Origin of the sequence: Achromobacter sp. UMC46 (genome assembly GCF_014170335.1) — a bacterium.
Taxonomy (GTDB): Bacteria; Pseudomonadota; Gammaproteobacteria; order Burkholderiales; family Burkholderiaceae_B; genus Achromobacter.
In genome coordinates this window covers 309078-325505 of sequence record NZ_LZZS01000005.1, presented here as the reverse complement: position 1 = coordinate 325505, position 16428 = coordinate 309078, and the positions used below count along the sequence as shown (strand labels likewise).

Annotated in this window: 17 protein-coding genes; 11 read left to right on the top strand and 6 right to left on the bottom strand. The window is 66.7% G+C overall.

What is annotated here, in order from left to right:
• Positions 1-9 precede the first annotated feature (9 nt).
• From A9973_RS09265 to A9973_RS09255, 3 genes are read right to left on the bottom strand one after another with little or no spacing between them, the layout of a single operon-like run.
• Positions 10-1284: a hypothetical protein gene (locus tag A9973_RS09265; protein WP_183013468.1), complete on the bottom strand. Its 1275-nt coding sequence runs from the start codon at positions 1282-1284 to the stop codon at positions 10-12.
• Positions 1285-1291: 7 nt separating this feature from the next.
• A complete protein-coding gene (locus A9973_RS09260) occupies positions 1292-1789 on the bottom strand; it encodes a DUF6882 domain-containing protein (RefSeq protein ID WP_183013467.1) in 498 nt (165 codons plus the stop codon).
• Positions 1790-1836: 47 nt separating this feature from the next.
• A complete protein-coding gene (locus A9973_RS09255; protein WP_183013466.1) occupies positions 1837-2331 on the bottom strand; it encodes a GNAT family N-acetyltransferase in 495 nt (164 codons plus the stop codon).
• Positions 2332-2451: 120 nt separating this feature from the next.
• Between A9973_RS09255 and A9973_RS09250 the strand changes: the two genes are divergently transcribed.
• Together A9973_RS09250 and A9973_RS09245 are read left to right on the top strand one after the other, a co-directional pair.
• Positions 2452-2991 carry a MarR family winged helix-turn-helix transcriptional regulator gene (locus tag A9973_RS09250; protein ID WP_370539467.1) on the top strand — a complete coding sequence of 180 codons (540 nt, stop codon included), beginning with the start codon at positions 2452-2454 and terminating at the stop codon, positions 2989-2991.
• A complete protein-coding gene (locus A9973_RS09245) occupies positions 2988-3773 on the top strand; it encodes a HEAT repeat domain-containing protein (RefSeq protein WP_183013465.1) in 786 nt (261 codons plus the stop codon). Before A9973_RS09250 ends, A9973_RS09245 begins: the two co-directional genes overlap by 4 nt.
• Positions 3774-3784: 11 nt before the next feature.
• On the opposite strand, the gene A9973_RS09240 is transcribed toward A9973_RS09245, so the two are convergent.
• The gene (locus A9973_RS09240) at positions 3785-4534 is read right to left on the bottom strand and encodes an SDR family oxidoreductase (protein WP_183013464.1); all 750 of its coding nucleotides are present in this window, start codon (positions 4532-4534) and stop codon (positions 3785-3787) included.
• Positions 4535-4637: 103 nt separating this feature from the next.
• Between A9973_RS09240 and A9973_RS09235 the strand changes: the two genes are divergently transcribed.
• The 4 genes from A9973_RS09235 (at position 4638) to A9973_RS09220 (ending at position 9780) form a co-directional block, all read left to right on the top strand.
• Positions 4638-5555: a LysR substrate-binding domain-containing protein gene (locus A9973_RS09235; RefSeq protein ID WP_183013463.1), complete on the top strand. Its 918-nt coding sequence runs from the start codon at positions 4638-4640 to the stop codon at positions 5553-5555.
• A 112-nt stretch (positions 5556-5667) separates the two neighbouring features.
• Positions 5668-6183 (top strand): sigma-70 family RNA polymerase sigma factor, encoded by a 516-nt coding sequence (locus tag A9973_RS09230; protein ID WP_370539466.1) that lies wholly within the window; start codon positions 5668-5670, stop codon positions 6181-6183.
• Between the two features lie 12 nt (positions 6184-6195).
• Entirely contained in the window at positions 6196-7182 is a 987-nt protein-coding gene (locus A9973_RS09225; protein WP_183013462.1) for a FecR domain-containing protein, read from the top strand.
• Positions 7183-7302: 120 nt separating this feature from the next.
• Positions 7303-9780, top strand: coding sequence for a TonB-dependent siderophore receptor (locus tag A9973_RS09220; protein ID WP_183013461.1), 2478 nt, complete (start codon positions 7303-7305; stop codon positions 9778-9780).
• Here the strand turns inward: A9973_RS09220 and gstA are convergent.
• Positions 9764-10378, bottom strand: a complete 615-nt coding sequence (gstA, locus tag A9973_RS09215) for a glutathione transferase GstA (RefSeq protein ID WP_183013460.1) — start codon at positions 10376-10378, stop codon at positions 9764-9766. The genes A9973_RS09220 and gstA overlap by 17 nt on opposite strands.
• A 98-nt stretch (positions 10379-10476) precedes the next feature.
• Here gstA and A9973_RS09210 point away from each other — a divergent pair, with 98 nt between their 5' ends.
• The 4 genes from A9973_RS09210 to A9973_RS09195 all read left to right on the top strand — a co-directional run bounded on the left by A9973_RS09210 (position 10477) and on the right by A9973_RS09195 (position 14223).
• Positions 10477-11355, top strand: coding sequence for a LysR family transcriptional regulator (locus A9973_RS09210; RefSeq protein ID WP_183013459.1), 879 nt, complete (start codon positions 10477-10479; stop codon positions 11353-11355).
• A 94-nt stretch (positions 11356-11449) separates the two neighbouring features.
• A complete protein-coding gene (locus tag A9973_RS09205) occupies positions 11450-11878 on the top strand; it encodes a GNAT family N-acetyltransferase (protein ID WP_183013458.1) in 429 nt (142 codons plus the stop codon).
• A 517-nt stretch (positions 11879-12395) separates the two neighbouring features.
• Positions 12396-13286: a hypothetical protein gene (locus tag A9973_RS09200; protein WP_183013457.1), complete on the top strand. Its 891-nt coding sequence runs from the start codon at positions 12396-12398 to the stop codon at positions 13284-13286.
• 142 nt (positions 13287-13428) lie between these two features.
• Entirely contained in the window at positions 13429-14223 is a 795-nt protein-coding gene (locus A9973_RS09195; RefSeq protein WP_183013456.1) for a DUF169 domain-containing protein, read from the top strand.
• Here the strand turns inward: A9973_RS09195 and A9973_RS09190 are convergent.
• Positions 14220-15125 (bottom strand): LysR family transcriptional regulator, encoded by a 906-nt coding sequence (locus tag A9973_RS09190; protein WP_183013455.1) that lies wholly within the window; start codon positions 15123-15125, stop codon positions 14220-14222. The genes A9973_RS09195 and A9973_RS09190 overlap by 4 nt on opposite strands.
• A gap of 106 nt (positions 15126-15231) precedes the next feature.
• Between A9973_RS09190 and A9973_RS09185 the strand changes: the two genes are divergently transcribed.
• Positions 15232-16410, top strand: coding sequence for a CynX/NimT family MFS transporter (locus A9973_RS09185; RefSeq protein ID WP_183013454.1), 1179 nt, complete (start codon positions 15232-15234; stop codon positions 16408-16410).
• Positions 16411-16428 lie beyond the last annotated feature (18 nt).

Below are 16428 nucleotides of genomic sequence, written 5' to 3'. Positions count from 1 at the left end.
GTTTCCTGGTTACTCCGTGACCAGGTACGCCTGCCCGCCCGGTGCCAGGTAGGGCGTCAGGTCCTTGAACGGCACCGTGGCATGGGTGCCCAGGCAGACGCCCATTGCATGGCCGATGCCGGAAATCGACAGCGTCAGCACGCCCGGCGATTCTGTGCCCAAGGCCAGATAGCTGGGCCACAGGTCCGAGCAGCTTTCCAGCGAATCGTCGTCCGTTCCCACTTTGGCGTTCGAAGCTGCCAGCGGCGCGCGCGCTTTTTCCATCAAGGCCAGCAGGGCGGGGCTTTCCTTGCGGTAGCCGTCTTCGCCGGGCACGTAGGCGTCCAGGACGCGGTTCCAGTCCAGATACTCGCCGCGCAGCAGATCGAAGGTGTAGGGCTCGAAGTGGTTGTCGGGGTGCGCACCGCCGCAATACAGGCTGCCGGCTTCGGTCACGGTCATCAGGGCCTTGGACAGCCACGCGACGGTGACGGCTTCGTCGTCGTAGCTGCCCAGCGTGCCGGCGGCGGGGTTGCCGTCGGTGTAGGCCGACGCCATGCAGGCCAGCGCCGCCAGGTTCATTTGCCAATGGCGCTGTTCAAGCAGCCCGTTGATGCGCGTCAAGACCTGCGGGTCGGGGTGCCGGATTAGCCGCGGGTAAGTGAATTTCGTGCGCTGGTCGCGCCACATCCGGTAGGCGACCGGACCGGTGCCGCTGTCCTGGCCGAGAGGCACGGCATGGCCGGCCAGCTTCAGGGTTTCATAGGGGGCGGTTTGGGCGTTGATGCCGACGTTCACGTCGATGCCGCTGCCGACGCCGCCGCTGATCGCATTGGTGACGGCCTGCACGCTGCCCGGCGCGGACGCGTCGGGATCGTATTCGGCCACGCGGCGCAGAGTGAAGGCGCGCTGCTTGCCGGTGCGGGCGTCGGTCCAATGGCCTTGGTAGCTGTCGGCGCCGCGCGTGCCTTGCCAGGTGGCGGCGGCATGCGCTGCCGGGTCGTCCGATTCCGGGTCTTTGCCGGCTTCGACCAGCGCTTGATAGGTCTTCGGTTCGACCAGCGCCTGCGGCGTGCCTTTCAGCGGAATGTCGACGCCGCGCTTCGGATAGAAGTAGCGGCCTGTCAGCATGCCGTTGTCCGCCGGCTTGGCGTCCAGCTCCATCACCACATCGCCCGCGCCTTGCAGCGTTCCCGAGTACACGACGCGCGGGGCGGCGTGAGCCATGCCGGCGTGCGCCAGCAAGGCCAGCGCCAGCGCGGCAAGGGTCGAGCGGGGCGGATGGGGCAGACGGCGCGGGATCATGGAACGGTCAGTTTTCCGTTTGGCTCGATGCCGCGGACAACGTCACTTGCCCGAACGTCATCCACACATAGGCGGTGTCAGAGGCCTGGGCCCGATACGTGCCGTTGGCGTCGCCCAGGCGCATGGCCACGGCCGCGAACTCCCAGGCCTGGGCGTCGTCGCACTGGACTTTGCGGTGGGTGTAGGCGGCAAGGCCGTGCGCGCGTCCGAACGCCAGCGCCAATTGCGCGTGTTCGGACAGTTCGGCGGGCACGGACGGGTGGTCCCAGCCCCACAGGAAGCTGCCGTCGGCGCTGTTGGACGTGCCGACGATCTGCACGGGCGCCGTCGCGGTGATGCCGCCGGGCAGTTGGAAGACGATGCTGGCGCTGTCCATGTCCACCGACCATTGCTCGGCCTCGTCCAGATGCCAGGTGGCGCAATGCGCGCTGGTGGCGGCACGCATGCCTTCCACGCTTTGGGCGATGAAGGCTTGGACGTCGAAGGGCTGAGCGGTGTCGGACATGCGGGGCGGTTCCGTGAAAGGGGATCGGGTCAGAATGATAGGGCAGATCAAGTGGTCGGGCGCGGCAAGGCGTAGACCGCCGTGCTGCGGTCGTAGTGCTGTTCGTAGGCGCTGAAGGCGAAGCCCAGCTTTTCCAATACGCGTATCGAGGCCTGGTTGCCGGGCCAGACCACGGCCACCAGCTCGGGGACGTCCAGTACGCGCCAGGCGTGGCCGCACAGCAGCCGGCCCGCCAGCGTGGCGTATCCATGGCCCCAGGCGGCGCGGCACAGGCGGTAGGCCAGTTGGATGCGGCCGCCGTCTTCCAGGGGAACCAGACTGATCCAGCCGACGGCGGCGCCGTCGGCCAGGACGGTCCAGTGGCCGATGTCGGTATGCGGTTCATGCAGCCACGCCAGTAATTCCTGGCGCCGCGCCTGGGTGGCGGGCTTGACGCCGGTACTGTGCCGCATGACCGCCGGGTCGGATTCCATCGCCAGGATCATGGGCACATCGCCGGTTCGCACGCGGCGCAGGGTCACGCATGCGGGGGTGCAGGGCATGGGCGCGGGGGTCGGTTGCTGGGCCATTCCCGATGATACCGGTACGCACGGCAGCGGCTTGCGCTAAAGTAATTAGGCGCCTTACTATTTGCTATTGAATCGAAAAAAAGGAAGACGCCCATGCTCGACATGACGCGCACGCCGCCCATGCTGGAACCCAAACACCATGCGTTGCTGGACGAAGCGGCCCGGCGCGGGCTGGCCTCGGCAGACGACATCGGCTTGTGCTTTCAGCTGTTGTCGCTGGCCAACGCCATCGACCGCGATTGCGCGGCGCGGCTGGCGCCCAAGCAGTTGTCGGAAGGCAAGTTCGTGCTGCTGTTCCTGCTGCACGAGCAGGCGGACGGCTTGTCGCCGCATCAGCTTGCGGACGGGGCAGGGGTGACGCGCGCAACCATCTCAGGGCTCGTCGACGGGCTGGAGCGCGATGGCTTTGTGCAGCGTGAAGCCGGCCTGGATGACCGCCGCAGGGTCACGGTGACGCTGACCGCCAAGGGCAAGTCGGCGGCGGCGAAGCTGTTCAAGGAACACACGGACTGGATCGGCTCCCTGTTCGCGGGCCTGGACGCGGCGGACAAGGCGCGGTTGAGCGACCTGCTGGCCCGGGTCTGGCTGGGCACCGATACTGGCCGCGCGGCGTTTCGGAAGGGGGCGCAATGACCCGGACCCCATCATCGCCCGCCAAAGCCTCGGGCCGAGGCGTCAAGGACATCAGCGCGGCCAGGCTGGCGCAATTGAACGCGGGGGCGCCGGCGACGACCCTGACCGAATGCCTGGCGGTGGATTTTGCGGCGCTGATGCAGGCGGTGGTGCCGCAGGCGGGTGACGACGCCATCGCGCAGATGCGGGCGCAGGCGGCCACGGGCATTTCCAAGCGCATGGCGGTGGCCGCGCAGATCCTGAGCGGCCACCTGGGCCGCGATGCGGACGCGCAATTGAGGGAACACGCCTCTGATACGGTGCGCGGCTGGGCCTGCTTCCTGGTAGGCGCCCGGACGGACCTGCCGTTGCAAGCGCGCCTGGACCGCATCCGCCCCTTGGCGGACGACGCCCATTTTGGCGTGCGCGAATGGGCGTGGCTGGCGGTGCGCCCGATTCTCGCCGGCGAGCTGGAAGCGTCGGTGCAGGCGTTGCGGCCCTGGACCCGGGATCCGTCCGAGCGCGTGCGCCGCTTCGCCAGTGAATCCCTGCGTCCGCGCGGGGTCTGGTGCGCCCACATCGCGGCGCTGAAGGCAGATCCGGGTATTGCGCTGCCGCTGCTGGACCCGCTTCGGGCCGACCCGTCGGCCTATGTGCAGGATTCGGTGGCGAACTGGCTGAACGACGCCAGCAAGGACCAGCCGGCGTGGGTGCGGGCTGTGTGCGCGCGGTGGCTGGCCGGCAAGCCGTCCGCCGCGACCGAACGCATCTGCAAGCGCGCATTGCGTTCGATCGGGGCGTAACCGCATCGGCCTCAGAGCTGGCTCATTCCGCCGTCCACGATGATCTCGGTGCCGACGATGAAGGCGGACTCCGGCGCGGCCAGGTGCAGCACCGTGGACGCCAGCTCTTGCGGCGTGCCGAAGCGACCCAGCGGAATCTGCGCCTGGATGCCGGCGGCGGTCTTTTCCAGGGCTTCGGCGTCCAGGCCCAGTTTGCCGTAGATGGGCGTCGAGATCGGGCCCGGGCTGACCACATTCACGCGGATGCCGCGCGGCAGCAATTCGGCCGACAAGGTCTTGGCCAACGAGATCAGCGCGGCCTTGCTGGCGGCGTAGATGGACGACGCCGGCATGCCGATGTGGGCGTTGATCGACCCGTTCAGCACGATGGAGGCGCCCGGGTTCAACAGCGGGTCCAAGGCCTGCAGCTGGAAGAACACGCCTTTGATGTTGGTATTGAAGGTCTGGTCCCAAAGGTCTTCGGTGGCGTCGGCCAACGTGGCGAACTTGGCGATGCCGGCGTTCACGAAGACCGCGTCCAGCCGGATGCCCGCTGTCCGCAGGGCATCGGCCAGGGCGGCGGCCGCGCCGGGCGCGCCGGCGGTGTTCTGGATGGCCACGGCGCGCGCGCCCAGCGCGGCGCGGGTGGTCTCCAGGGCGGCGGCGTCGCGCCCGGTGACGATGACGCGGGCGCCTTCCGCCGCGAAGGCCTGGGCGGCCGCCAGGCCGATGCCGCTGGTGCCGCCGGTGACCAAAACGGTCTTCTGTTCAAAACGGTTCATGGTGATCTCCTTGGGAGTCGTTCGATAAGGTGTAGCCATAGTGCGCCGGGGGCGGCGCTTTGTCGTACGATCTTCCGGACGAACACGTTCGAAGGAATTGCACATGTTGACGGTGAATGAACTGGCGCTGCTGGAAGCCATCCGCGACAGCGGCAGCCTGTCGCGCGCGGCGGTGAAGCTGGGGCGGGCGCCGTCTTCGGTATCGCACGCGGCCCGGCAACTGGAAGAACGGTTCGACGCGCTGCTGTTCGACCGTCGCCGGTACCGGCTGCAACTGACGCCGGCGGGCCAGTTGCTTGCCGACGAGGCCGCCCGGCTGATGCTGGACGTGTCGCGCCTGACGCAGCGCGTCAAGCAGGTGGCTAGCGGCTGGGAAGACCGGCTGCATATCGTCAGCGACGAGATCCTGGAATTTGAATTGATGTCGCCCCTGATCCAGGCGTTCGACGGGCTGGAGTCCGGGGTAACGCTGCGCTTCACGCATGAAGTGCTGGGCGGGACCTGGGAAGCGCTGCGCGAAGGCCGGGCCGACCTGATCGTGGGGGCGACGAACGAGCCCCAGTCTATGCCGAATCTGCAATGGGCGGCACTGGGCGAAATGGAGTGGCTATTCGCCGTGTCTCGCCGGCATCCTCTGGCGAAGGCGAAAGCGCCCTTGCGCCAGGACCAGATCCAGCAGCATCGCGCCGTCGTGGTGGCGGACACGTCGCGCGGCGCCTCAGCACGCGGCTATGGCCGGGTGGGCGGCCAGGCGGTGCTGGCCGTGCCCAGCATGCGGGCCAAGATCCTGGCGCAGCGCGACGGACTGGGCGTGGGCTGGGTGCCGCGCCACCGCGTCGCGTCCTTGCTGGAACGCGGCGAACTGGTGGAAAAGGCGACCGAGACGCCGCGCGAGCCGAACCTGCTGTATCTGGCGTGGCGCGGCGGGCACGAGGGCCGGGCGTTGCAATGGTGGCTGGAGCAACTGCGCCAGCCCAGGATGGCGCAAGCGCTGATGCGCGGGATCGACGTTTTCCGTTGAACCTTTTGCGGGCAGTGTTGCAAACGGGGGAATGGCGGGTGGCGGGGCAGAGCGACCTCGAATAGAATGCGATTAATTCTTGTTATCAAAAATTACGCAACGAGCTCCCGTCGTGTCCGACCCCATTCCCGCCACCCCCGCGCACGACGCGATCCAGACGCTGTATGTCGAACACCATCGCTGGCTGCTCGGTTTCCTCAGGCGTCGCCTGGGCGGCTCGGACCATGCGGCCGATCTGGCGCATGACACGTTCGAACGCATCATGGGGGTGGACCCGCAGCCGATCCTGGCCCAGCCACGGGCCTACCTGACCACCGTCGCCAAGCGCCTGCTGTTTCGCCACCACCGCCGCGGCGTCATCGAGGCCGCCTATCTGGACGTGCTGACCGCGCGGGGCGAACCGTGTGAGCCCTCGGTCGAATCGCGCCTGATTGTGGTGGAGACGCTGGTCGAACTCTGCCGCCTGGTGGACGGCATGGATGCGCGTACCCGCGCCATCTTCCTGCTGGCGCAACTGGAAGGCCTGTCGTATCCCGACGTCGCGCAGCGCACGGGGCATTCGCTGGATATCGTGAAGAAGACCATGTCCAAAGCCCTGCAGCGCTGCTTCAGCGTGATGTACGCGTAGGCGGCCCGGCGCATGTCTTTCTTGTCGACCTCCACGCTGCCGCGCAGCCGACCCGCCGTGGTGGCGGCGGCAACCGACTGGCTGATCTGCCTGCAATGCGATCCCACGCCGGCCGACCGTGCGCGCTGGCAAGCCTGGCGGGCGGCGAACCCCGATCACGAATTGGCCTGGCAGCGCGTGGCGGCACTGACGCAGGCGCTTGACGCGCACGCGGCAAAGCTGCCGGGCGCGGCGGCGAGCCAGGTCGTCGAGCAGGTAAGCCGGTCGCAGGCCGGGCGGCGGCGCATGCTGGCCGCCTTGCTGGGCGTATCGGCCACCGGGGCGCTGGTGATGGCGACGGGCGAGCCCGCGCCGTGGCGGTTGTGGACGGCCGCTTACCGTTCGGGGGTCGGCGAACGCCGTCTGTTGACGCTGGAGGACGGCACGCGCCTGATGTTGAACACCCGCAGTGCCGTCGATACGCGCTTTGACGCCCAGGCGCGGCGCATCGTCCTGGTGGAAGGCGAGATCCAGGTCGAATCCGGCCGGGACGCTTTGGGCAGGCCACTGATCGTCGAGACGCGCAGCGGTTTCGTCAGTCCGATCGGCACGCGCTTCACGGTGCGCCAACTGGGTGGAGAGGCGCAGACCGACGTGGCCGTGCAGGAGGGCGCCGTACGCATCCAGACGCGGTCGGGTGGTACGGAACTGCGCCTGAACCGCGGAGAGCGCACGACGTTCGACCGCGACCGCGTGGACGCGGCGCAACCCAGCCCGGCCAACGCCGATGCCTGGACCAGCGGCATGCTGTTCGCCGACGACTGGCGATTGCAGGATTTCCTGGCGGAACTGGGGCGCTATCGGCGCGGCTTTTTGCGTTGCGATCCCGCCGTGGCCGACCTTCGGGTCACTGGCGCTTTCCCGGTGCAGGACACCGACAAGGTCCTGCGGCTGATTGAACGGATCCTGCCTGTGCACGTGCACAGCCGCACCGCGTATTGGGTGACGGTCGGGCGGTGACGATGGCGCACGCTTATTTTGTAACAGCCCGGCACCATTTCGCGATTCGAGCATTAGACAGTGAGACAGCCGCCTTGTCGGGCAGGGCTGTCCCTCGCTAACGCTCACAAGGATCGCCTCATGCCGCATCATCCCCGCCGTCGCCGCGCGACGTCCGCAACGCTGTCGCCCGCGCGCCGCTGGTTGTGCCATATCGTGTTCGGCTTGCCCGCCGGCGCGCTGCTGTCCACCTTGGCGCCGGCCCAGCCCGCCTACGCGCAGGTGGTGGACGCCAGGCAGCAATACGGCATCGCGGCAGGGCCGTTGCGCCAGGTGCTGCTGGAATTCGGGCGCCGTTCGGGCGTGATGGTGGGGGCGGAGCCTGCGCTGGTCGCTGATGTGGACAGCCCGGGGTTGCGCGGCACGTACGGCGTGCGCGACGGGTTGGCGGCTTTGCTGGCCGGCACGGGCCTGGACGCGGTGGCTGAGGAAGGCGGGGCCTACCGCTTGCGCCGCGCGTCTGCCGCGCCGGGCGCCGCCGCCGTGCTGGAGCCTGTCCGTGTGGTCGGTCAAACCGAAAGCGCATGGGGGCCGGTGCCGGGCGTGGCGGCCAAGCGCAGCGCCACGGGCACCAAGACCGACGCGTCCATCCTGGAAATTCCGCAGACGGTCAACGTGGTGACCGCGGCGGAAATCTCGACGCGCGGGGCCACCACGGTCGCCCAGGCGTTGCGCTATACGCCGGGCGTCAACGTCAACGGATACACCGATTCCAACATGATCGCCGACGAGGTCGACTCGCGCGGCTTCGCGCCCGCGCCGCTGTACCTGGACGGCACGTATCTGCCATACGCGGGCAGCCTGGGCGGCGCGTTGCAGATCGATCCGTATCTGTTGGAGCGGGTCGAAGTGCTGAAAGGGCCGGCGTCGGTGCTGTACGGGCAGAACCAGCCGGGCGGCCTGATCAACCTGGTGTCCAAGCGTCCGTCGGAAGAGCGGCTGCGCGAAGTGCGCCTGGGCGTGGGCAGCTACGGCCGCGTGGAAAGCAACCTGGACCTGACGGGCCCCGCTAACGAGGACGGTTCGCTGCTGTACCGCGTGACGGCGGTGGCCAACGGCGGCAATGAGCAGATCGACTACAAGGAAAGCCGCCGCCTGCTGATCGCGCCCAGCTTGACGTGGCGCCCCAGCGCGGCGACCTCGCTGACGTTGTACACGCAGCTGCAGCGCGATGGCGGGGTACCGGATTATCAGCCGTTGCCGGCGATCGGCACGGTATTCGCGGGCCCGGACGGCAAGCGGATCGACCGCGACATCTTTACCGGGCAACCCGGCTACAACGATTTCTACCGCCGCCAGTATGTCGTGGGCACGGACCTGTCCCACAAGTTCTCTGAGCAAGCCGCGGTTCGCCAGACGATCCGCTTCGTGGACGTGCGCGACAACTACCGCGGTTTTTACCTGAACCGCTTTGTGCGGGACGCCGACGGCAATACCGATTACGGTCAGGCAAGCCGGACCAAGCTGGATTGGGGGCAGCACAACAATGTGCTCAGCATCGACAACAACCTGGAGCTTAAGGGCAAGACGGGCGCGCTGGACCACACGGTGCTGGTCGGCCTGGACTACCGCCATTTTTCCCGTAAGTACACGGGCTACAACAACTACGCCGCGACGCCGCTGAACCTGTACGACCCCGACTACAACGTGGCGCAGCCGGATACCGAGCTGACCACGAAATGGGACAACAGCGTCAGCCAGGTGGGGCTGTACCTGCAAGACCAGGTCAAGCTGGACAGGTTCGTCCTGACGCTGGGCGGACGCTACGACTGGGCCAAGATCGACAACCAGGACCTGCTGGCCAACACCCGGACACGCCGCAACGACAGCGCGTTCAGCGGGCGCGTGGGCTTGGCTTATGTGGCCGAGAACGGATTGGCGCCGTACATCAGCTATTCCGAGTCGTTCCTGCCGGTGGTCGGCACGAATTACGAGGGCGAGTCCTTCAAGCCCACCACCGGCAAGCAGGTGGAAGTGGGCGTCAAGTATCAGCCGACCGGCAGCGACACGCTGATCACGCTGTCGGCGTTCGAGATCAAGCAGAAGAACATGTCATCCGAGGACTTCGAGCATCCCGGCTACGAGGTCCAGAACGGCGGCGTGCGGTCCAAGGGCGTCGAACTGGAGATCAAGTCGCACCCGATGGAACGCCTGGACGTGATCGCCGGGTTGACCTACCTGAACCCGCGTACGACGCCCGGCTCCTACGATGCCGGCAAACGCCTGGCGGCCTTGCCGACCTGGGCCGCCAGCCTCTGGACCAACTACCGCCTGGCCGGCGATGTGCTGGGCGGCATGGAGGTGGGCGCGGGCGTGCGCTGGACGGGCACGGCTTATGGCGATTCGGCCAACACCTTCCGCACGCCGTCCTTCGCGGTGGTGGACGCGTCGTTGCGCTACGACCTGGCGCACATGTCGCCCTCGCTGCGGGGTCTGGTCGCGAGCCTGACCGTGCAGAACCTGTTCGACAAGACCTACGTGTCCAGCTGCAACTATTCCTTCGGTTGCTATTACGGCAAGGCGCGCAGCATGATGGCCGGCGTCACGTACCGCTGGTAGCGCCTTCAGCCGCCAGTGCCGCCTGCACGCTGGGCCGCTCTGCGATCCGGGCCATATAAGCGGCCAGGGCGGGCCAGCGTGTCAGGTCGATGTCGAAGAACACCGCCCAGCCCAGCACGGTGTACAGATAGGCGTCGGCCACGCCGAAACGGTCTTCTAGCAGGTACTGGCGCCCGCCCAGCTCGCGCGCCGTGTAGTCCAGGCGTTTTTCCAGCCGGGCCTGCCACCAAAGGCGCGCCGCAACCGGCAGGTCGCGGTTGAACAGCGGGCCGAAACCGCCATGGATTTCGGCGCTGATGAAGTTCAACCATTCCTGCAAACGGCTGCGCGCCCAGCTGCCATTGGGCGGCGCCAGCCCGGCCTCGGGCTTCAGGTCGGCCAGATACTGGACGATGGCCGGGCCTTCGGTCAGCACTTGCCCGTCGCCGCGCTCCAGGGCGGCGACATACCCTTTGGGATTGACCGCCAGGAAGTCGCCGCCATCGGCCGTGCGTTTCGTCTGGTTGTCCACGCGCACCAGCGTGAAGGGCAGGCCCAGTTCGCGCAGCACGATGTGCGGCGACAGCGAGCAAGTGTGGGGGGCGTAATACAGCTTCATAGGTCGGTTCCGGGGTCAACAGGACGCCCAGCTTGAGGCCGCGCAAAGCATCGGTAAAATTACTTTTCCAGAAATATGACATAAGTAGAGCTGATGCCATGATGAACCTGACGCATTGGCGGCTGGTGCTGGCGGTGGTGGATGCCGGCAACATCACGCACGCCGCCGCCCAGGTGGGCATGACCCAGTCCGGCGCCAGCCAGGCGATCGCGCAACTGGAAGACACGCTGGGCGCGCCGCTCTTCACGCGCGAGCGCCGGCAGACCGTGCCGACCGCGCTGGGGCTGCGCGTGGCGGACGAAGCCCGCGCCATGCTGGGCGCGCTGCATCGCATCCAGGCCTTGTCGCGCGAGGCGCGGGGCGACGTCGGCGGCACGCTGCGGTTGGCCAGTTTCCCGATGGTGTTCTCGACCGTGCTGCCGCCGGTGTTGCGCCGTTTCCGGCAACTGCACCCCGAGATCGACGTGGTGTCGCTGGAAGCCACCGACGACGAAGTCGAAACCCTGCTGGCCGCGGGCGCCGTGGACGTGGGCGTCGTGCTGAATGCCGCGCCGGGCAAATCTGTATGCCCCTTGGGCCAGGACGAATGGATGGCGGTGCTGCCCGCCGCGCATCCGCTGGCGCGCGCGGGCAGCGCCGTCGCGTTGGCGGAGCTGGCGGTCCAGCCCTTCGTGCTGGCCACCGGCGGGTGCAGCGTGCACGCGCAAAGCCTGGCCGCCGATGCCGGCCTTGCCATCACTGACGTGCGCGCCTCGGTCCGCGACTGGGCCAGCGCGTTCGCCCTGGTCCGCGACGGACTGGGCGTGACGCTGGTGCCCGCACTGACCTTGCCGGAGAGCCGGCGGGGCCTGCGGGTGATGCGGCTGGCATCGCCGCTGTACCGGTCGTTCAGCCTGGCGGCGTCCACGCGGGCGGCGGACCGCGCGCCGGTCCGGGCGCTGTTCGCCATGTTGCAGCGGGATGACCGGGCGGAGTAGGCGGGGCAGCCGGCCCTGGCGTGCCTGTCATGGCGCGGACACGGCGCTGTCATACGATTCAGCGCTTTCCTGCTGACATCGACTGGAAACCTTCATGCAGATCCGCACCGCCACGACTGAGGACAGCGCCGCCATCGCGGCATTGCTGACGCAATTGGATTACCCGGGCACCGCATCCTTCGTGCCGCAGAAGATCTCCCAATTGGCGGCGCACTCCGATGCCCGGCTGCTGGTCGCCGAAGACGAGGCGGGCCAATTGCTGGGCTTCATCGGATTGCATTTCATGATCCAGCTGGCGCTGCCTGGCGATTTTTGCCGCATCACGTATTTCTGCGTCAGCGATCAGGCGCGCAGCGCGGGCGTGGGGCGGCAGCTGGAAGCGGCGGCTGAAGAATTGGCCCGCGCGCGGGGATGCGACCGCATCGAAGTGCATTGCCACGAACGCAGAACGGACGCGCACCGTTTCTACTACCGGCAAGGGTACGAGGAATCGCCGAAGTATTTGATGAAGCGCTTGTCGTAGGCGTGAAACGCGTCAGCCTGGCGCCATCGCCAAACGAGCGTCTTTCCCTACTAGAAACCTCAGCCTATGTCACATCATTAGCGGACCGAGTCCCATCAGGATGGGCTTCTCCGGCCTGTATGATGATGTATTCGATCTAGCCTGTTTGATAGCGCGTTAGAGATATGACTCAAGAGGAAATTGCATGATTCCCGCTTGGAACCTCCAAGGCGTTATTCCCCCCATCTTTCTTGCAACTTCCCCCAGGAGAGGACGAGGCGTCTCTGTTCGCGAAGAATCCACCACTCTTCGATCACGGCTACGTGAAAGAAGCCTATCGGGTCGATTCCTATTGGGAAGTCTTGGGTGTGCCCATGGAAGCTCAGTCAATTCAACGAGTCTCCTATTGGCATAGCATGTGGTCGCACCGGCGGGACGGCATGTGGAAGGGTTTTGTGCAGGTGGATTTGGAAAGTACGCAAGACCCTGTAGCCGCGCAGGTGCTAGCTCAAGTCAGGGCCGACTTTGGGGACGCGCGATGATTCGACGCGAAGAGTCTTTACAGTCCGAAATTCGAGAGCTGGAACAGCTTCTCGATGGCCTGTCTCCAACAGCGGTTATTCAGCGAATTTCACTCCAAAGCCGGCTTAAATCAGCACGCCAAGCATTGGAAATGGAGCTTGCCACGCCGAAAATTTCGCGCGTGAAGCTTACGTTTCGTGGACGGCCGATTGTTGGAAGTCGTGGCATTGCGGCCGATTTTGGAGGCAAGGCATCCATTGCGTTCGCCGATGCGTTTGCGGCCGTGGTTGCCGGCTTGAACGAGAGCCTTCATTTCATGGGGCCGATCCCCGATCGGGCGAAAAACCAGCTACTGATAACAGGCACTGCCATTGGATCTTTTGGGTTTGAATTCGAGCTGCCTGCAGGCGGATTGTTTCCTGAGCAGGAGAAAACGGCGGATGCCCTGGAAAAGATGCAATCGTTGCTTGAGGCCTCCGCAGTGGGCAGTGACGATGATGTCGCAGAGCTTGTCGACGCGATTCACCCTCGTGCCGTAAAGAAAATATCGGAATTTCTTGGGCTGTTGTCCCAGCATCAAGCTTGGTGCGGCTTGGAATTCCAGAACAAAATATTCAGGTTTGACGGATTTGAACAGCTTGTTCATTCGACACACCGGCTAGCTGAAGACAATATCAAAGAAGGCGTGGAGACGTATCAAGGCGTGTTCGTGGTAGTGCTTCCGAATAGCCGGTCCTTCGAATTTCAAACGTCTGGCGGACTCATAAAAGGAAAGGTCGGCACCTCCATTGAGGATCCGGATGTCCTTATCCGGGAATGGCTGAAACGTAGTGCCAGCATCTCGCTGACGGTTGTTCAGGTGGGGCAGGGTCGCCCTCGCTATACGCTGAATTCCCTTCCTGTTTGATTCGCCGCGCCTTATGAATGAGGCGCTCGCCGTCCTCTAACGGCCGGTGGGAATCGCTTGCGGTGCTACTGCCTTCCAATTCCGTAAAATCCCCAAGCATCCAACGCGGCGCCGCCGCGCATGACAAGTCCAAAGGACGGGAATGGAAGAGACAACGCACGACACGCCCCTAGACTGGGCGTCGCTGGTCGACGACCTGAACAAGCTGCTGCGGTTGAAAACCACAGTCATCGGCATGAAGCTGTTCGATGATGAAGCCGCCATGGCGGGGGTGAAAGGGCTTCGGCGGCCCCAAGCCACGCACACGACCGATCAGATCGTCGGCATGGCGGCGCGGCTGGGGTGGACGGTGGGCATCACCGGCGACGACCTGGTCGGCTCGCAGTGCCGCGCGGTGGTCGGCCTGGGCCCGCAGGACGAGGCCTGGAAAAGCGGCAAGGACTACGTGGGCGTCTGGCATGCGACCGAGGCGGACGCGCGGGCGCGCCAGGAGGCGCTGTCCTGTGTGCCGGCGGGCAAATACCGGGGGCTGGTAGTGTCGCCGCTGGCCTCCGGCCGGCTGGACCCGCCCGATATCTGCCTGGTGTACGCCACGCCGGGCCAGATGATCATTCTGATCAATGGCTTGCAGTGGAAAAACTATCGGCGCTTCGATTGGAGCGTGGTGGGCGAGACGGCCTGTGCGGATTCCTGGGGCCGCGCGCTGGCAACGGGCGAACCGAGTTTGTCCTTGCCCTGTTTCGCCGAACGCCGCTATGGCGGGGTGCCCGACGAAGAGATGCTGATGGCGCTGCCGCCGCGTTATCTGCCGGTGGCGATTGCGGGCATGAAGGCGTTGGCCGCCAATGGGTTGCGTTATCCGATTGCGCCTTATGGCATCCAGAACGACGTGCGGGCGGGCATGGGCGTGAGCTATGCGCAAGCGCCCAAGGCTTAGACGGCGTCGCGAAGCGCGGCCGCCAGCGCGCGTGCCGCCGGCCCCAAAGGCAGGTCGATGCGATGGGCCAGATAGGTTTCGGTGGCGACCTGGCTTGCGCGGCCAAGGCTGTCCGTGGGCAGGCGCAGCAGCCGGCCTTCGGCCAGGTCGCGTTCCACCAGCCATAGCGGCAGGCGGCCCCAGCCCACGCCCGCCAGGATCAGCGCATGCTTGGTGTCCTGGCCACTGACGCGGCACGTCTGCGGCGACAGCACGGCGAAGTCGCGCCCCTCGGTCAGGGCGGAGGGGTCCGACTGCACGATCTGCAAGTGGTCGGCCAGTTCGGGCGCGCCCAGCGCAGCATCGGCAGGCGGCAGCCGGGCCAGCGGGTGGGCGGCGCCGACGACGGCGACCATCTGTACCGACGACAGCGCCTGCACGGCGATGCGCGGGTGGCGGAAGTGTTCGCCGGCGATGATGCCCAGGGTGTGGCTGCCGGTCAGCAACGCGTTGATGGGGCCGCCCAGCGGCAGGACGGAAACGCGGGTCGCGACGGTCGGGTAGGCGGTGCGCAGGGCGTTCAGCGCGGCGCCGACGGCGGCGATGGGGAACAGCGTGTCCACCACCAGCGACAGCGACAGCTCGACGCCTTCGCCCAGGCCTTGCGCCCGCGCGCGCAGTGCGTCCATGCGCAGCAGGATGTCGCGGGCGTTGGCCAGCAGCGCCTGGCCTTGGGGCGTCATGACGGGCCGGCGGCCGCTGCGGTCGAACAGCGTCACGCCCAATTGCCCTTCCATGGTGGCGATGGCGTGGCTGACCGCCGATTGCACGCGCGACAGGCTGCGCCCGGCGGCACGGAAGCTGCCGGTATCGGCGACGGCGGCGAACACCCGCAGTTGGTCCAGCGTCAGAGCGTCTATCATCTTCCGGCTGATCTATTCAATCGATCGGTTTCATCAAAAGATTATCACTTATCAGGATCAGCGCCGGCAGGCATTCTGTTGGAATCGCATGGGAAGAGAGGTTGGAATGAATCAGGGTGAAACCCGGTGGGCCGGGGTGCTGGCCATCGTCGGCGCGGGCGTGGTGGCGTCGTTGCAGGTGGGCAAAGTCATCATCGCCGCGCCGCTGCTGCGCCAGGACATGGGGCTGGATCTGGCGTCGATCGGCACGTTGACCGCTGTGTTTTCGATATTGGGCGTGATCGGCGGCATCGCGGCGGGCGGCGTGATCGCCCGCTTCGGCGCGCGGCGCATGCTGCTGCTGGGCCTGGCCGCGACGGCGTTGGGCACGGCGGCGGGCGCCACGGCGCCGGGGTACGGCGTCCTGCTGGCGTCCCGCGTCGTCGAAGGCCTGGGTTTCCTGATGATCACGGTGGCCGGGCCGGCCGCCTTGCAGCGCATGGTGTCGGCGTCGAACCGGGATTTCGCCTTTGCGCTCTGGAGCTGCTATATGCCGGCGGGCATGGCCGTCGCGATGCTGGCGTCGCAGGCGTTCGACCATTGGCAGGCGTACTGGTGGTGCGCGGGGGCGGCGGTGGCAGTGGCGCTGGCCTGCGTGGCGGCGTTGGCGCCGGCCACGCCTGGCAGCGCCAGCCTGTCGTGGCGCGGCTTGCGGCAAGATACCGCGGATACGCTGGGCGCGGCGGGGCCGGTGCTGCTGGCGCTGTCGTTCACGCTGTACAGCCTGATGTTCTTTGCGCTGTTCACCTTCCTGCCCGTGCTGCTGATGGAAAAGCTGGGGCTGACGCTGGCGCAGGCGGGGCTTTACAGCGCAATCGCCAGCGCCGCCAACATCATCGGCAACCTGGGCGCGGGCATGTTGCTTGCGCGCGGCTGGCGCCGGTCCACGCTGATCGCCTGCGCCAGCGTGACGATGGGCGTCGTGGCGCTGCTGATCTTCCGGTCGGTATTGCCGGCCATGCCGACGTTCCTGCTGTGCGTGCTGTTTTCCGCGGTGGGCGGCCTGATTCCGGCGACTCTGCTGGGCACGGCGCCGATGGTGGCGCCGCGCCCGGGGTTGACCGCGGCGTCGGTAGGCCTGGTGATGCAGGGCAGCAACCTGGGGCAGGTCATCGGCCCGGTCACTGTGGGCGGGGTGATCGACCGCTACGGCTGGGCCTCGGCATCCTACGTGGTGCTGGCGGCGGGCCTGGGCGGGCTGATCATCGCCGCCTGCCTGCGCCGGGTGCGCGCGGCGCGCCTGTAGCCGGCGTGGCGAGCCATC

What these genes read in the sequence shown, in the direction of transcription:
- A9973_RS09220 (WP_183013461.1), top strand. Translation starts at nt 7,303, where the DNA reads ATGCCGCATCATCCCCGCCGTCGCCGCGCGACGTCCGCAACGCTGTCG.
- A9973_RS09245 (WP_183013465.1), top strand. Translation starts at nt 2,988, where the DNA reads ATGACCCGGACCCCATCATCGCCCGCCAAAGCCTCGGGCCGAGGCGTC.
- A9973_RS09255 (WP_183013466.1), bottom strand. Translation starts at nt 2,331, where the DNA reads ATGCCCTGCACCCCCGCATGCGTGACCCTGCGCCGCGTGCGAACCGGC.
- A9973_RS09195 (WP_183013456.1), top strand. Translation starts at nt 13,429, where the DNA reads ATGGAAGAGACAACGCACGACACGCCCCTAGACTGGGCGTCGCTGGTC.
- A9973_RS09250 (WP_370539467.1), top strand. Translation starts at nt 2,452, where the DNA reads ATGCTCGACATGACGCGCACGCCGCCCATGCTGGAACCCAAACACCAT.
- A9973_RS09240 (WP_183013464.1), bottom strand. Translation starts at nt 4,534, where the DNA reads ATGAACCGTTTTGAACAGAAGACCGTTTTGGTCACCGGCGGCACCAGC.
- A9973_RS09185 (WP_183013454.1), top strand. Translation starts at nt 15,232, where the DNA reads ATGAATCAGGGTGAAACCCGGTGGGCCGGGGTGCTGGCCATCGTCGGC.
- A9973_RS09260 (WP_183013467.1), bottom strand. Translation starts at nt 1,789, where the DNA reads ATGTCCGACACCGCTCAGCCCTTCGACGTCCAAGCCTTCATCGCCCAA.
- gstA (WP_183013460.1), bottom strand. Translation starts at nt 10,378, where the DNA reads ATGAAGCTGTATTACGCCCCCCACACTTGCTCGCTGTCGCCGCACATC.
- A9973_RS09190 (WP_183013455.1), bottom strand. Translation starts at nt 15,125, where the DNA reads ATGATAGACGCTCTGACGCTGGACCAACTGCGGGTGTTCGCCGCCGTC.
- A9973_RS09205 (WP_183013458.1), top strand. Translation starts at nt 11,450, where the DNA reads ATGCAGATCCGCACCGCCACGACTGAGGACAGCGCCGCCATCGCGGCA.
- A9973_RS09265 (WP_183013468.1), bottom strand. Translation starts at nt 1,284, where the DNA reads ATGATCCCGCGCCGTCTGCCCCATCCGCCCCGCTCGACCCTTGCCGCG.
- A9973_RS09210 (WP_183013459.1), top strand. Translation starts at nt 10,477, where the DNA reads ATGATGAACCTGACGCATTGGCGGCTGGTGCTGGCGGTGGTGGATGCC.
- A9973_RS09225 (WP_183013462.1), top strand. Translation starts at nt 6,196, where the DNA reads ATGTCTTTCTTGTCGACCTCCACGCTGCCGCGCAGCCGACCCGCCGTG.
- A9973_RS09200 (WP_183013457.1), top strand. Translation starts at nt 12,396, where the DNA reads ATGATTCGACGCGAAGAGTCTTTACAGTCCGAAATTCGAGAGCTGGAA.
- A9973_RS09235 (WP_183013463.1), top strand. Translation starts at nt 4,638, where the DNA reads ATGTTGACGGTGAATGAACTGGCGCTGCTGGAAGCCATCCGCGACAGC.